11 protein-coding genes are annotated in these 15096 nt (G+C 40.4%); 6 read left to right on the top strand and 5 right to left on the bottom strand.

What is annotated here, in order from left to right; translation table 11 throughout:
* Window positions 1–11: 11 nt before the first annotated feature.
* The 4 genes from IM797_RS22690 to IM797_RS22675 all read right to left on the bottom strand — a co-directional run bounded on the left by IM797_RS22690 (window position 12) and on the right by IM797_RS22675 (window position 7820).
* Window positions 12–3659, bottom strand: coding sequence for a SusC/RagA family TonB-linked outer membrane protein (locus IM797_RS22690; RefSeq protein ID WP_194129496.1), 3648 nt, complete (start codon window positions 3657–3659; stop codon window positions 12–14).
* 250 nt (window positions 3660–3909) lie between these two features.
* Window positions 3910–5058 (bottom strand): FecR family protein, encoded by a 1149-nt coding sequence (locus IM797_RS22685; RefSeq protein WP_194129495.1) that lies wholly within the window; start codon window positions 5056–5058, stop codon window positions 3910–3912.
* A gap of 84 nt (window positions 5059–5142) precedes the next feature.
* On the bottom strand, window positions 5143–5706 hold the full coding sequence (locus tag IM797_RS22680; RefSeq protein WP_194129494.1) for an RNA polymerase sigma factor: 564 nt from the start codon (window positions 5704–5706) through the stop codon (window positions 5143–5145).
* A 161-nt stretch (window positions 5707–5867) separates the two neighbouring features.
* Window positions 5868–7820 (bottom strand): KUP/HAK/KT family potassium transporter, encoded by a 1953-nt coding sequence (locus IM797_RS22675; RefSeq protein WP_194129493.1) that lies wholly within the window; start codon window positions 7818–7820, stop codon window positions 5868–5870.
* Between the two features lie 198 nt (window positions 7821–8018).
* Here IM797_RS22675 and IM797_RS22670 point away from each other — a divergent pair, with 198 nt between their 5' ends.
* From IM797_RS22670 to bcp, 4 genes are read left to right on the top strand one after another with little or no spacing between them, the layout of a single operon-like run.
* Window positions 8019–8552 carry a T9SS type A sorting domain-containing protein gene (locus tag IM797_RS22670; RefSeq protein ID WP_228099056.1) on the top strand — a complete coding sequence of 178 codons (534 nt, stop codon included), beginning with the start codon at window positions 8019–8021 and terminating at the stop codon, window positions 8550–8552.
* Between the two features lie 60 nt (window positions 8553–8612).
* Entirely contained in the window at window positions 8613–9224 is a 612-nt protein-coding gene (locus tag IM797_RS22665) for a fumarylacetoacetate hydrolase family protein (RefSeq protein ID WP_194129492.1), read from the top strand.
* A gap of 5 nt (window positions 9225–9229) precedes the next feature.
* A complete protein-coding gene (locus tag IM797_RS22660) occupies window positions 9230–10951 on the top strand; it encodes a M23 family metallopeptidase (RefSeq protein WP_194129491.1) in 1722 nt (573 codons plus the stop codon).
* A gap of 8 nt (window positions 10952–10959) precedes the next feature.
* Window positions 10960–11421, top strand: a complete 462-nt coding sequence (bcp, locus tag IM797_RS22655) for a thioredoxin-dependent thiol peroxidase (RefSeq protein ID WP_194129490.1) — start codon at window positions 10960–10962, stop codon at window positions 11419–11421.
* 75 nt (window positions 11422–11496) lie between these two features.
* Here bcp and trxA read toward each other — a convergent pair whose 3' ends face one another.
* Window positions 11497–11793 carry a thioredoxin gene (gene trxA, locus IM797_RS22650; RefSeq protein WP_194129489.1) on the bottom strand — a complete coding sequence of 99 codons (297 nt, stop codon included), beginning with the start codon at window positions 11791–11793 and terminating at the stop codon, window positions 11497–11499.
* 93 nt (window positions 11794–11886) lie between these two features.
* Between trxA and IM797_RS22645 the strand changes: the two genes are divergently transcribed.
* Both IM797_RS22645 and IM797_RS22640 read left to right on the top strand, forming a co-directional pair.
* Window positions 11887–13128, top strand: a complete 1242-nt coding sequence (locus tag IM797_RS22645; RefSeq protein ID WP_194129487.1) for a hypothetical protein — start codon at window positions 11887–11889, stop codon at window positions 13126–13128.
* A 51-nt stretch (window positions 13129–13179) separates the two neighbouring features.
* Window positions 13180–15093 carry an ATP-dependent RecD-like DNA helicase gene (locus IM797_RS22640; RefSeq protein ID WP_194129486.1) on the top strand — a complete coding sequence of 638 codons (1914 nt, stop codon included), beginning with the start codon at window positions 13180–13182 and terminating at the stop codon, window positions 15091–15093.
* Window positions 15094–15096: the final 3 nt, after the last annotated feature.

The following is a 15096-nucleotide window of genomic DNA, read 5'->3' as shown; positions in this document are numbered from 1 at the left end:
TTGTGTTGGAATTAGAATTTCACGTTTAGTCCTAATGATACTGCTCCCTGGTTAGCCAGGACACTTCTGGTACCATAAATTGCATTCATATATTCTGGATCGATGCCATCTCTATTTGCCTTCCACAGCATCAGGTTGGACACTTGTATTCGAAAAGTAACCTGATCTGCCTGTAGCTTTCTAACCAACAATTCCGGCAGACTATAGGCCAGTGTAATGTCTCTCAATTTAACAAACGAAGCACTTACCACGTTGATGTCAGCGTAGGTATAGTACTCAATATCCCTACGCGTCTCACTCAACGAAGAATTGGATAAGTAAGATGGAATGTTAGTCTGTAGCTCATCTCCAGACTGCTTCCAACGGTTGGCGAAATCAGCATGAGGATCTCCGCCCGTAAAGCCTTTAGCCGTACTCAGTGATTCAACATTTCTATGCGTAATCCTACCCGAATAAAGCTGATTGACGTCTTTACGCATCACATGACCAAGGTTAAATATGGCATTTGCAGTCAGACTAAAATTTCTGTAGTTAAATGTATTCGTTAAACCGCCACTCCATACTGGCTGATAAGTACCCTTAAAAATAACATCAGAAATCTTACCTGCATTTGGCGTTTTGATGATCGATCCGTCTGCCAGCTTAATCTGTGGGTCTCCTAAATTATCTAATCCGGCAAATTTGTAGGCAAATACGGTAAAGGCTGGATAATTCTCTGCATATTGTTGTTTTACCTGACTTCTGGCTGTGGTAATTGGTGCGCCGAGATTCAATTTTGTAATTGTGTTTTTGTTATAAGCAATATTCAACATTGTGTTCCACCTGAAAGCGCCTTTGCGGATGTTCAGCGAATTTAAACTGAGTTCTATCCCTTTGTTCTCTAAGTCGCCCATATTTCCGACTATGCTTGCATATCCGGTGAAGGTATTGGTAGGTAAATTGCCCAGTAGATTACTTGTTTTTTTCTGATACCAATCAATCGAACCACTAAAGCGGTTATTAAATAAGCCAAAATCAATCCCAATATCAATGTTCCTCGTACTTTCCCAGGTTAATTTAGTATTGGACGGTGTAACAACGCGTAATCCTGCACCACCTGGTAAAAAACCACTTCTTTGCGTAGCCAAAATGTCATAAGAGGCGGCAGTTCCTGGAGCAGGAGAATTTCCTGTTAAACCATAAGTACCCCTTAAAGCAAGGTGGCCTAACCAGATCAGGTTTTTCATAAAATATTCCGAACTTATTGTCCACTTTCCGCCCAAACTCCATACGGGCTTGTTTTGAGCCGACCTATCTAATCCAAAAAGATTACTCTTATCAATGCGTAAACTTGCATTAAGGGCATATTTTCTATTATAAGTGTAGGCCAGGTTCGAATAATAGGACGAGAACCGGGTTAACCGCTCAAACTGACTAAAGACATCGTTACTGAGCAAGCTTCTTCCTATATTATTTGGCATGACTGGATTCGCTACGCCAGTTACACCTAGAGTGGCATAATCTACAGCACCAAAAGCCTGCAATAAATCACTATATCCCCTCACTACACTTCCGTTACCGGTTTCCAACTGTTCCTGCGCTTCCTGCCCCAACAACAAACTTAACTGATGGCCGTCATTACTCCAGCTATTGTTATAGCTCAACTGGTTCCTGATGGTCCAATATTGTTGATTTAGATTGTTAACACTATATCTTCCGCCATTATTGGGCAAATAATATGCTGGTGTAGAAGCGGTAGTTGGAGCTACTGTAAACTGCACCAATTCACTTCTTACTTTATAACTTTTAGTATCTTCATAATTATCAGTCTTTCTATTACCTTTAACAAAACCATAGGTTCCCTCAAATTTTAATCCTTGAAGTAATTTAACATTTAAGCCCAATACATTACGACTCAAAAAACTGTTGCTTTTAGTATACCCATAATTGAATTCATCAAGTGGATTGTAATTTAAATTAATACGGCTCCGGCTTTCAAAATCAATACGAACCTCATCGCTCAAAATTCCCATATAAGGCATAAAAAGATTATTTCCAGCAGCATCTCTGAACATTTGATACGGATAAAAATTATAATCTATTTCAACATTGCGGGCAGCTGCAGTTACGCCTTTCGTCATGTCAGTAATTAGATTGAGTTGGATGGCTTTGCCCAGTGAAAAGTCCTGCCTAAAATTAATTTTATAACTATTATTCTGCTCACCGGGACGATTACTTACAGCATTTGTATATGCAGCAGAACCATAAAATGCATATTTGCCTGTACCCGCTGATAAAGATACGGTGTGGTTCATTAACGAAGCATTTCTGTACCACAGGTCTCTAATCTGCTGCCGGTTGTTTAGACCAGCCAGGCTATCCAGACCAGCCCTGGCCTTATCCGCTGTAATCAGCCCCCTCGATAGGTCGTATTGGATCCTTTCGTGTGGCGCAACGCCACTTCCAACAATGGAGGAGAAACTAGAAACAGTGGGCCAAGGATTCAGTACAGGATCAAAGACATCAATAGCAGCTTGAATAAACTGCTGACTATTTAGTGTACGAAAGTAATCGAGATCAGGCCTGCCTTGAAAATTAATAAAGGCATCATAATTGATTTTTACCTTTTCACTATGCCCCCCCCTTTTCGTTACAATTACAATTACCCCATTAGAAGCTCTCGCGCCCCATATAGAGGCGGCAGTAGCATCTTTCAATACTGTAATGTCGGCCACATCCTGCGGATTAACGGTAGACACATCTTCCATAGCGATTCCGTCGACTACAAACAACGGATTTCTACTGGTGCCAGAGGAAATTCCCATTTGATCAATCAACCCTACAGTATTCAATCCACGTACCAGCAGGGGATGTTGGGCGGCATTCGGCGCATTATTTATCGTTAAACCAGCAACTAATCCATCCAGACGCTGCAAAATATTCATGCTCCCTGTCCGATTTTCTATAATAAGCATATCTGGCTTAGCAAAAGCTCCAGCGCTTCGCTCTTTTGATAGCGTCTGGTACCCCGTATTTATGGTAACATTTATCTCGGTCAGCTTTCCTGAATGCATCTCCATTTTTATTAGTCCCATCTCTTTACTAGCTTGTATGCGCTGTGGCGTAAAACCGACATAAGAAAAAACGAGGTACGCATTTTCTTCTATATTCTTGATTAAAAACTCTCCCGCCAGATTTGTAAATGCAACTGCTTTGAATTTTCTAGCCATAATAACAGGCCCATCCGCTTTAATCGCATCCATATCTTCTCCATTAGGTAACAAAAAAACTGTAGCTCCGGCAAGAGGCTTTCCGTTTTCATCTGTTACTCTACCTCTGACATCAATGGTCTTGAAAAGATCGATAACTTTATCGAGGATGGAGGCTTCTCGGGGTTTAATAATGATGTTTTTTGAATCTATAGTATATTCCAATGGTTGCCCTTTTATCACCAGATCCATGACGCTCTTTAAACTTACGTCTCTAAAATCGACGTTCAATTTTCTCCCTACATCGACTTTTTCGTCTGCATAAAACACATGATATCCTGTCTGTTTCCTGATTTGAGTAAAAATTTCGGTTAAACTCGCAGCATTTTTGATGTAGCTGAGCCGCTGTGCAAAGGTGGCTGCACTCACTTGCGCGAGGGTTAAGATGATTATGAAAGTTGTGAGCCTCATAATTAACAATAGTTTAGCAGGTAGCCTAAATTGCGGCATACCCGAATTAAAAGCATTTTTATTCATACTTTTGACATGGTTTGAGTTGATCGTGAATAGTTGGTCTATTTTATTCCTTCGGTATTAACCGATAGAAAAGGTTTGCTCAAGCTGCTGCCGGATTGTGTTCCACCACTTTCCGGCTTTTTAAGCCTACCTGTACAAGTTTAGGATAGTTATGCTACATGGACTTAGATTTAGGGTTATATATTTATAATACTTGAATTTTTCTGCCTTCCAATTTGAACCTTATAGTTCCTGCTTGTTCCAAGGCACTTAAAACCCCGGAAACCTTATCATAACGAGAGAGTGATCCGCTGAAAGTTAGCGTTTTAAGCTCCGGGTGTGCATAAATAACATCTACATCATACCAACGCGAAATTTTCCTCATGATACTGTTCAAAGGCTCATTTTTACATACAAATTCTCCATTTTTCCAATCTATGGCATCATCAACATCTACAGATTTTGTACTGACCTGATCATTTGAAATGATGGACTGCTCATTTGGTTTTAATACTGTACCAAAAGATTGCCGAATATTTTGTCCTGTTATTGTATCGTGAATACCTTTCCTCAATTGCGAAACGCGCACAGAACCTTCTAAAAGTGTTGTTTTAGTGCTAATTTCATCATCGTAAGCATTGATGTTAAAGTGTGTGCCAAGAACTTCAACTTGCTGACCTTTACTCACGACAATAAAAGGCTTGGTTTTATTTTTAGTTACCTCAAAATAAGCTTCCCCTTTTAATATAACTTGACGTTGCCCGGACCCTGTAAAACTGGAAGGAAACTTCAAAGTACTTTCTGCATTTAGCCAAACTTTGGTTCCGTCCTGTAACGTAATTTGATAAGTTCCGCCCCGGGGAGTAGCTGCGGTAAGGATTGCAAAACGCAATGATTCATCTAATACAGTTCCGTCATTGTATTTCAAATTGGTTCCAACCACTACCCCGGTCTGCGCATCACTCAGACTAATGGTTTTGCCATTATCCAACATAAGGGTTGCTTTGTTTCTCCCTGGAGATATATCGTTTTGCCATACGGTTTGAGAATGACGATTTACAACCTGGCTATCGGAAAACAACCAAAGTCCGACAATAACCGTTGCGACCACCGCTGCCGCAACAACCGAAATTCGTGTCCACAGTTTGATGATTTTGCGCTCATATTGAAAAACAGTAAGATCCATCTGATTCCACATTTCTTTTCCAATGGTCTCTAAATCTAGTTTACCTTCAGGAAATTCTTTCGAATCCAATGTTTGAATATACCAACCATCTACCATTTTTTTTTCAGCTGGAGTACATTCATTCCTTTCATACTTAATTAACAATTTTTTTACTTCCTGTTCCGTCATGATGCCATGGCAATTAAAAAATACTTTCGTAATAATAGTATAACTAACAGCTTGTTCAAAAGGGGTAGCAGAAAATTAATTATTTTAAAAAAAGTAGGCCTTTAATTTACTACGTAATATTTTAAGTGCATTATAGATTTGCTTTTTTACAGTCTCCTCAGATAATTGTGTACTTTCTGCAATTTCCTTCCTACTAAGATTGGCTTTACGGCTTAACTCAAATATCTCGCGCATTTTAGGTGGCAAACTGGCGATTTCCCGATCTATTTGTCGTTGCATATCATTTTCCAGAACCTGATTGTCAGTTACAAATTCACCAGCATTTAGGTACTTCCGGAAACTGGCGATATAGTTAATTTTTAGTTTATTACGATTAGCCAAGGTAATAACAGCATTTCGAATCAGTGTATACAGATAAGGAGCTATTTTGACCTCCTGAAAATTCAGAATCCCAATCTGAGCATATAGTTTTGTAAAAGCGTCTTGCACAATGTCTTTTGCCTGCTCATTATCTTGAAGCATTTTTCTGGCAAAATTATATAATACCGGCCAGTAACGTCTATAAATTTCTTCAAATGCGTCATGGTCCCGCTGATCAAGCTTGTCAGTAAGCTGCGCATCTGTAAGTAATTTATAATCTTCTTTCATGAACAGGTCTTCAGATCGATATGAATTATTTCCGAACTTATAGATTAATTTTCTTTACTCCTAGAACAACAGTATTTTATTTGATAAAAGGAGAGATAAAAAAAGGGAGGCCAGCCTCACGCTTAACCTCCCTGCTTCAAAAACAATCACCTGCGGTATTATTATACCGGCAACCTATTCATTTCAATCTCGTCCGGTGTTACAAAGATCAATGGCACCTTCTCTACATTCACATAACTGGAATCCAGTCCAAAACTGCTTTCCTCAGAAAGACTCAGGTGTTTCAATACGAAGTAGTAATCCATGATTGATCTTTCGTAGAAACTCAGGTTAGAAAACTTGGAAAGGTGTTTTTCCAAAAGTACAAATCTAAAGTCGCCTGCAATTTTATGCTTATTCAATGAAGTATACTGACTGGTGATGTCAACTTCACCATTTTTAACCAGGTCTTCGATTACCTTTCTATACAATAAGTTTACGCTTTGCTCAACCCGGAATCCCAATCTAAAATCGATACGGATCAATTTACCCGGAATCAAGAATTCAACTTTATAATCACGGGTATACGGTTCGTCTACCACATCAACGTGCACCAACCAATAGATATCGGCTCTTTTAGGCTCTTTCTGGATGATGGAATAAATAATTTTCGACTCAATTTCAGTTTTAAAATTGGCACTGGTTAAATACACCAGCTGAGAAGAATATTTTGGAACAGAGATATCTTCACTAAGCTCACTAATGATTTGATAATAATCCTCAATCTCTACATATTTTACAAAACGGTTTTTGATTTTTCTGGCTACATACCAGCTCCACATCACAGTAAACAAGGCCGACCCGATCAATACCGTTACCCAGCCACCATGTAAAAACTTAGCCATATTACCTACCAGGAAGGTAGCTTCCAGGGCTACATAAATGATAAAAAATACACTGATTACATACAATGGCACTTTTTTACGGCGCATGTAAGCGGCAATCAATATGGTTGTAGAAAGAAATGTTAAGTTGATGGCCAGGCCATAAGCCCCTTCCATCGCACCTGAATTTTTAAAGATGAGTACTATCGCAATACAACCTGCCCAAAGAATCCAGTTGATAGAAGGCACGTAGATTTGTCCCTTTTGGTTACTTGGGTAGTTGATTCGTACTTTAGGCCAAAGGTTTAACCTTACAGCCTCAGAAATTAAGGTAAATGAACCTGTGATCATCGCCTGACTGGCAATTACTGCTGCTACTGTTGCCAATGCAACCATAAAGAGCAGGTACGATGCAGGTACGATCTCAAAGAAAGGGTTTAAGCCGGTATCGTAATTGCCATGGTGTAAAATCCAAACGCCCTGTCCCAGGTAATTTACGATCAGCATCAACTTTACAAACACCCAGCTTACGCGGATATTGTCCCTTCCGCAATGTCCCATATCCGAATACAATGCTTCGGCTCCTGTGGTACATAAAAACACGCCACCCAAGATGAGGAGCGCCATAGGATTATGCACCAATAAATTATAAGCATAATAAGGATTCAATGCTTTTAATATGCTCCAGTCTTGTACAACAAACAAGATTCCGATGATACCAAGGGCGGCAAACCACAAAAACATAATCGGACCAAAGAGCTTACCTACCAGGTTTGTTCCGAACTGTTGGATGACAAACAAGCCTGTAATGATGGCCAATACAATAGGGATGACACTTACGGTTGGAAATTTAAGTTGTAAACCTTCGATGGCCGAAGTAACCGTAATGCTTGGCGTAATGATCCCATCAGCCAGCAGGGCACAGCCCCCAACCACTGCAGGAATAACCAGCCATTTGGCCCTTTTACGAACCAGGGAATACAAGGAGAAAATTCCCCCCTCGCCTTTATTATCAGCCCTGAGGGTAATGACTACATATTTAACTGTCGTTTGAAGCGTTAAAGTCCAGATGATACAGGACAATGCTCCCAGTACCAGATCTGGCGTGACGGTTTGTCCGCCGTTAACAACTGAATTAAAAATAGCTTTTAAGGTATAAAGCGGAGATGTACCGATATCACCATAAACAATTCCTAAACTGACTAATAATCCACCGGCAGAGAGCGCGTTAAAATTCTTATGACTTGACACTTTTTGATAAAATTAGACGGCAAAAGTACAGTAAATAAACAAAATACAATTCATTAATATTTGAATAACAATTAGAACGATTTAAAATTGCGGACTGTATGTAACGGTTAAACATGTTAAATATTGTTAAATCTTCAATTAGTAAACAAATAGTTTGATTTTTTTGTTTTATTATTTATATTTTTGGCAGTACCAAGCATGAGACTAAAACGAAAAACAGCGCTTCTATACAACATTATTTGCATCCTATGCATCTCAGTGTTCTGCAGCGCTCCTATTTTCGCTCAAAAAGCCGACACCTCGGCAACAGGTATCCGTTCAAAAAGAATAAACAAAACTCCGCAGATTAAAGCCAGTGTACCTACTTACAAGCCAAAATATAACTTTGGTTACGTTCAGTACAGTGATGTGGTATCTGGAGCAGTGTCTGGAGTGAAAACCCCGGCTAGCAGCAATACCAAGCCTGAAAAATTGTTAACCGTTTTAAAGGTTTATCCAAACCCGGTTGATGATCAGATCAATATTATTTTACGTTTAGACAGAGATTCTAACCTTTCTGTTAAAATTCTTGATTTGTTGGGAAATGAAATCGTTACCTTATCCAATGAACGCATTCAGGCTGGAGAACATACCAAGAACTACAGCATTCCAAACCGTTTAAATAGTGGAATCTATTTCCTGAAGATCGTTTCTGGTTCTGAAACTATTGTGAAGCGAATCTCAGTTTTATAAGCCTGCCCAGGTTTGGCTTAATCCTTGTTAGCTCATATCCATTAAACATATTATTTCCATATGAAGATTATTGCCATCGGACGTAACTACGCTGCGCACGCTAAAGAATTAAACAATCCAGTACCCGAAAAACCGGTTATATTTCTAAAACCAGATACGGCGCTTCTAAAAGACAACAAAGCATTTTACATCCCTGATTTTTCTTCAGATATCCATTACGAGCTTGAGGTAGTCTTGAAAATCTGTAAAGAAGGAAAGCACATTTCAGAAAAGTTTGCACCAAAATATTATGAGGAAGTTGGACTGGGGATAGATTTCACGGCACGTGACATTCAGGCAGAACACAAGTCGAAAGGCTTACCATGGGAATTGGCCAAAGCATTTGACCACTCAGCAGCAGTCAGTAATTTTATCCCTAAAGCGGAGCTGCAAGATTTGTATAGCAGTAATTTTAAACTGCAGATCAATGGTGAAACCAGGCAGGATGGAAACACGCGCAACATGCTGTTTTCTTTTGAACAGATTATCGCATTTGTATCCAAATACATTACCCTTAAAAAGGGAGATCTGATTTTTACAGGTACCCCCGAAGGTGTGGGACAGGTTAAGGCCGGTGATAAACTGGAAGCCTGGCTGGAAGACCAACAATTGCTTAGTTTTGATATAAAATAATACGGATGATCAGATTACACTACATAGCCCTTTCCCTTTTTTTAACATCGTTTACAGCCTCTGCCCAGCAAATATTTAGCAACAACAAATATCCGCTGGTCGACTTTCGCCCACCAATGGACATTACCCCAGCTTCCCTGGCAGGTTCTTTTGGAGAAATCAGGGGCAACCACTTCCACTCAGGCATGGACTACCGCACCAATCAACGCGAAGGTTACCCGGTTTATGCAGTCGCAGATGGTTATGTTTCGAGAATACGTGTACAAAACGGAGGTTTTGGCCAGGCGCTTTACCTGGTACACCCAAACGGCTATACCACGGTTTACGGACACTTGCAACGGTTTAATCCTAAAATTGCGCAGTATACTGAAAAGACACAATATGCCAAAAAAACATTTGAGCTGGATGAATACCTGACATCAAGTATCATCCCTGTTCATAAAGGGGATTTAATCGCCTGGTCTGGAAACCGGGGAAGTTCTGGCGGGCCGCACCTTCACTTTGAAGTGAGGGACAGTAAAACGGAAGCAACCATTAACCCGCAGCTTTTCGGCCTGGATATCCCGGATAACATTCCGCCGGTAATCCATGCCATGTATGTGTACCGACTAAATAAGAAACCTTTCAATGAGTTTACGCCTAAGCAATATTTCCAGGTACTCGGCGCAAATGGTAAATATCATTTGAATCAGGTCAGCACGATTAATCTGGGTGAAGAAGCTGGCTTTGGTATCACTGTAACGGATAGAGGAAATGGTGCCTCCGGTACAAACGGCGTATATTCCATCATGCTTGAAGTAGATGGGAAACCAGTATACACCTCGGCTTTGGAACGTTTTAGTTTCGACAACAGTAAAGCTGTGAATTCCCACATGGATTATCCAGCCTACATGAATACCAAACGGGTGATTCAAAAAAGCTTTGTTGATCCGGGAAACCCGCTTCAGATTTATTTTAACCTGGTTAATAATGGCCGGCTGGAATTTGAGGACGGTAAGCTATATGCGCTAAAGTATACCGTTACAGACGCAAAAGGCAATCAAAGCACACTCGAATTTAAGGTAAAAGGCGACGGCAAAGCAACGATTGCAACCAAAGACCTGCCAGCAGGAACTTTATTTCCTTACAACCAGAATAATGAATTCAACACCAACAATGTCAAAGTGATTATCGCTCCGGGCAATTTATACAATGACCTGAACTTTACTTATGCAGAAAAACCGAGACCTGCATCCAATGCGTTCTCAGCCATGCACCAGATCCAAAATGCGCTTACCCCTTTGCATACTGGCTTTGAGCTTTGGATCAAGGCAGATTCCAGCTTGTCAAAATACAAGGACAAAGCGATTATAGTAAATGCAAACCGAGCTTCACAGGGTGGTTATTTCGAAAATGGTTACGTCAAAGCGAAACCACGGACCTTTGGAACTTTCTTTATTGCCATTGATACCATTGCACCAAGCATTGTCCCGATCAATATCTCCTCAGGTAAAAATATGGCCGGGCTCAGTAAAATGACTTTTAAAATAAGTGACAACCTATCTGGTTTGAAAAGCTTTAATGGCTATATTGACGGAAAATGGGTGTTGATGGAGTTTGACGCCAAAACTGCAACTTTATGGCACAGTTTTACCAGCCAGACAGCGACAGGAAAACATACACTGCGACTGGTAGTAGACGATGTGAAAAACAACAGCAAAACACTTACAATTGATTTTTATAAATAATCTTTGATATGAGCGAATTAAAAGAAGGCCAGAAGGCCCCTGAATTTACAGCCAAAGACCAACATGGAGAGACCATATCTTTGGCACAGTTCAATGGAAAAAAAGTGGTTCTTTATTTTTATCCTAAAGATGATACCCCAGGTTGTACAGCAGAGGCATGTAGCTTTAGAGACAATTACCAGGGTTTAATAGCGCAGGGTATTGTGGTTTTGGGTGTAAGTGTAGATGATGAGAAATCGCACCATAAATTTGCAACCAAACACAATCTTCCCTTTACACTTTTAGCCGATACCGAAAAGGAAATTGTTACCGCTTATGGCGTGTGGGGCGAAAAGAACAACTATGGCAAAAAATATATGGGTATTAACCGAACTACCTTTTTAATTGATGAAAATGGGATAATTACCCACATTGTGAAAAAAGTGGATACGAAGAATGCCACAGCGCAAGTCTTAGACTTGTTGAAATAATGAGGCTAAAAAGCGGTGTAGAATTAAATCCTACACCGCTTTTTTATTAGATAAACATTTCATTTAGTAAATGGGTCAGGCAAAGCCATCAATGATGTTCTTAAGTTGTCCGGCCTGGATTACGCCACTTTGCCTCCATTTAATTTCTCCACCTTTGAAAATAATTAATGTAGGTACTCCCTGGATGTTATAAGCCCTGGAGACATCGGGATTCTTATCCACATCTACTTTAAGTACGGTTGCTGTATCACCAATCATCCCCTTTAACTGTTGCAGAATTGGCGCCATCATTTTACATGGGCCACACCACTCCGCTGAGAAATCGACCAGTACAGGACGATCTGAATTGATTATTTCTTTAAAACTTGCCATAACACAAATGTCTGTTGATCTTTTAACAATCAGAAATGTGGAATTGTTCTTCTTTATCCGTTTCTTTATAAACTAACCTATAGATACTCAGCAATGAAAAAGACGCTTTATTTAGTCCTTAGCCGATTCATTTTTTTGCTGGGCCTGTTGTTTGCATTTTTCTTTAACCTTGCATTTCCTTTTTTATATTATATCCAACAGTTTACATTTCCTTTGCTTAACCGGTTTATCCCCTGGTTTGGCAATACGTTTCTGGCTATTCGGGAGACCATTGACCCGGTTCCAAACGGTAGCGGCGATACGACATACAGCTATGTTTTGCTTTTTTGCATAGCATTACTTTCCGTATTGGGAACCATCATCTGGTCGGCGCTAGACCGCAAACCAAAAAGCCATGAACAGCTTTTTCAATGGCTTATCGTATTGTTCCGGTTTTACGTTGGTTTTATACTAGTCAACTACGGAATTGCCAAACTCAACAACGGTCAGTTTCCGGCTCCTTCGCTTTACCGCCTCACTTCAACTTATGGAGACTCCTCTCCCATGGGCCTGGCCTGGACCTTTCTGGGTTACTCAGCAGGCTACAAGTGGTTTATGTTTACAGCCGAAATCATGGCCGTCTTTTTATTCTTTAGAAGAACTGCAACCCTGGGCGCATTGCTGTGCTTGATGACAACCATCAATATCATGGCCATCAATTATTGTTTTGACGTTCCTGTTAAAATGTTAAGTACAGCCCTGGTACTGATGTGCCTGATCATGCTGTCACCAAATATTATCAACCTGTTCAATTTGTTTTTTAAAGGCCAAATGGTGCAGTTAAAGTCGCCCGCCCTCCCGGTCACTGAAAAAAAATGGATTCGGATCACGCTAACAGTACTAAAATATCTGGCCATCATCTCCTATGCTCTGTTACCTTTAATCATGGCTATGAAAACTGCTTTATTTGAGCGAAAATCAACCAGTAAATTCAGCTTGTATGGAGCCTATGACATCACGTCTTTTACAACCCAGGATACACCGGGCGCACGATACGCTTACAAATGGCAGTTGCTGGCATTTGACCATAACGACAATGCGATCGTAAAGTATAGCAATAAAGAAAGTGACTGGTGCAAATACCAGGTAAATGAAAACAAGAAAAGCCTGGAGCTAAAATTTAACGATGATCCCAACACCATTTACAAACTCAATTACAAAATTCTGGATAGTAACCAGCTGATGCTAAGTGGCGAACTATTTAATGGCCCAACGAAGATTATACTTAAAAGGAAGCAATTCGAATTGATGGAACGCAAATTCCACTGGATCAGCGAACATCCTTATAACCGGTAAATGATTTTTCAACACCCCGTCTTTGCTCAAAAAATTAGCTAATTTTGTAATATGAGCAATAGCGGCACTTCGAATCACATTTCTGACCAGGTTTTATCTTTCATCAATTATACCAATCAAAATATTTTTCTGACCGGAAAGGCAGGAACGGGTAAAACTACGCTGCTCAAAAAAATTAAAGAAAGTACGAGCAAGAAAATGGCTGTGATTGCTCCTACCGGTGTTGCGGCCATGAATGCCAAGGGCACTACGATCAACTCGTTTTTCCAGCTTCCTCCAGGATCCTTTTATCCAGGGGACATCAGTCTGGAAAACCTCCAGGCAGGCATTCTATCCATCCAGTCTATGGTTTCAGATTTAAGCTATAGCCGGGAGAAAATAAGCTTGTTTCATGAGCTTGAACTTTTGGTCATTGATGAGGTATCGATGGTACGCTGTGACCTGCTGGACGTGATCGACGCCATACTGCGGACAGTAAGACGAAACAATCTTGTTTTTGGTGGTGTACAATTGCTCCTGATTGGAGATCTATACCAATTGCCGCCGGTAACGAAAAGAGAAGACTGGTCATTTTTAAGCCATGCATATGCATCTCCTTATTTTTTTGATGCACATGCTATCCGTAAAAACCCTTTGCTGCAGGTCGAGTTGACCACAGTATACCGGCAAACGGAACCTGAGTTCATCAACATCCTGAACGACATCAGGAATAACCAGATTACTGAGCAAAGCCTGGCTTTGTTAAATCAAAGGTACGACCCGCTCTTTAGTGCAGCCAATGAATTGAATCCGATCATCATTACCTCGCACAATGCAGAAGCCAATGCCATTAACAATGAAAAGCTAAACGAGCTGGCCGGAGAGGAATATGTTTTTGAAGGAGAAGTTAGCGGAGAGTTTAGAGATCTGGGCTTACAGGCCGAGCAAACATTAAAACTAAAAGCGGGCGCTCAGATCATGTTCATTAAAAATGATACCGGGGACAACCGTAAGTTTTACAACGGTAAAATTGGACGGGTAAAGTCTATCCAGGATGGCACAATCTACATTTCCTTTCCGAATGAAGACGATTTGCTGTTGGAAAAGACATCATGGCAGTCTTTTGAATACAAAACCGATCCCGAACAGGAAATTGTACAACAACAGGTGGGTGAATTTTCACAATACCCCATTAAACTGGCCTGGGCGGTAACCATTCACAAAAGTCAGGGTTTAACTTTTGACAGCGCTATTATTGACGCCGGAAAATCGTTTGTGGCCGGTCAGGTATATGTAGCTTTGAGTAGGGTAAGGACACTGGATGGCCTCATTTTGAAATCAAAAATCGGTACAGAAAGTTTAAGGTCTAACACAGAGGTGATCAATTACATGAAACCGGCTAAACCCGAAGCGCTCAATGACCTCTTACTGGCTGAACAGGAAGCTTTTATCCTGCAACTTGTATTGAACCATTTTTCTCTAAGCAGTTTACCTGTTGGATTGGAAAAAATAGCAACCAACCCCGATGTGCTTAGATGGAATGATCCCGAGTTTAAGACCTTGCTTGCACAACTTAAAAAATCTATTAATGAGCTGATTGGCTTATCCGACAGATTTCAAAGCCAGGTTAGACAATTGCATAAACAGCATGGGTTTAAAGACCAGGAGATCCTGCAAAGCAGGATAGCATCCGCAGATGCGTACTTCAGAAAAGAAATTACGGCACTGGTTTTAAATCCTGTAAACAGACACATCCGGATTAAACCAAAAAATAAAGTACAACAGCAAATCCAACATTTACTTCAAAAGTTTAGACAAGGAATCGATTCACGGATCTCATTGATTCAATTGGCCACTACTTTTTTAAACGAGCCGATCAAACAAACTGATTACCTGGAATGGATTGTTAAACATAAAGCACCGGCCAAATCTAAACCGGACAATGCATTAGGGAATCAGCCCCCGGTAAGTCTGCAATTGTTTTAGGTC

This window comes from Pedobacter sp. MC2016-24, assembly GCF_015223055.1.
Classification (GTDB): domain Bacteria; phylum Bacteroidota; class Bacteroidia; order Sphingobacteriales; family Sphingobacteriaceae; genus Pedobacter.
This window is presented reverse-complemented; position numbering and strand designations above follow the sequence as displayed.

What these genes read in the sequence shown, in the direction of transcription:
- IM797_RS22665 (WP_194129492.1), top strand. Translation starts at nt 8,613, where the DNA reads ATGAAGATTATTGCCATCGGACGTAACTACGCTGCGCACGCTAAAGAA.
- IM797_RS22660 (WP_194129491.1), top strand. Translation starts at nt 9,230, where the DNA reads ATGATCAGATTACACTACATAGCCCTTTCCCTTTTTTTAACATCGTTT.
- IM797_RS22690 (WP_194129496.1), bottom strand. Translation starts at nt 3,659, where the DNA reads ATGAGGCTCACAACTTTCATAATCATCTTAACCCTCGCGCAAGTGAGT.
- IM797_RS22685 (WP_194129495.1), bottom strand. Translation starts at nt 5,058, where the DNA reads ATGACGGAACAGGAAGTAAAAAAATTGTTAATTAAGTATGAAAGGAAT.
- IM797_RS22680 (WP_194129494.1), bottom strand. Translation starts at nt 5,706, where the DNA reads ATGAAAGAAGATTATAAATTACTTACAGATGCGCAGCTTACTGACAAG.
- trxA (WP_194129489.1), bottom strand. Translation starts at nt 11,793, where the DNA reads ATGGCAAGTTTTAAAGAAATAATCAATTCAGATCGTCCTGTACTGGTC.
- IM797_RS22640 (WP_194129486.1), top strand. Translation starts at nt 13,180, where the DNA reads ATGAGCAATAGCGGCACTTCGAATCACATTTCTGACCAGGTTTTATCT.
- bcp (WP_194129490.1), top strand. Translation starts at nt 10,960, where the DNA reads ATGAGCGAATTAAAAGAAGGCCAGAAGGCCCCTGAATTTACAGCCAAA.
- IM797_RS22645 (WP_194129487.1), top strand. Translation starts at nt 11,887, where the DNA reads ATGAAAAAGACGCTTTATTTAGTCCTTAGCCGATTCATTTTTTTGCTG.
- IM797_RS22670 (WP_228099056.1), top strand. Translation starts at nt 8,019, where the DNA reads ATGAGACTAAAACGAAAAACAGCGCTTCTATACAACATTATTTGCATC.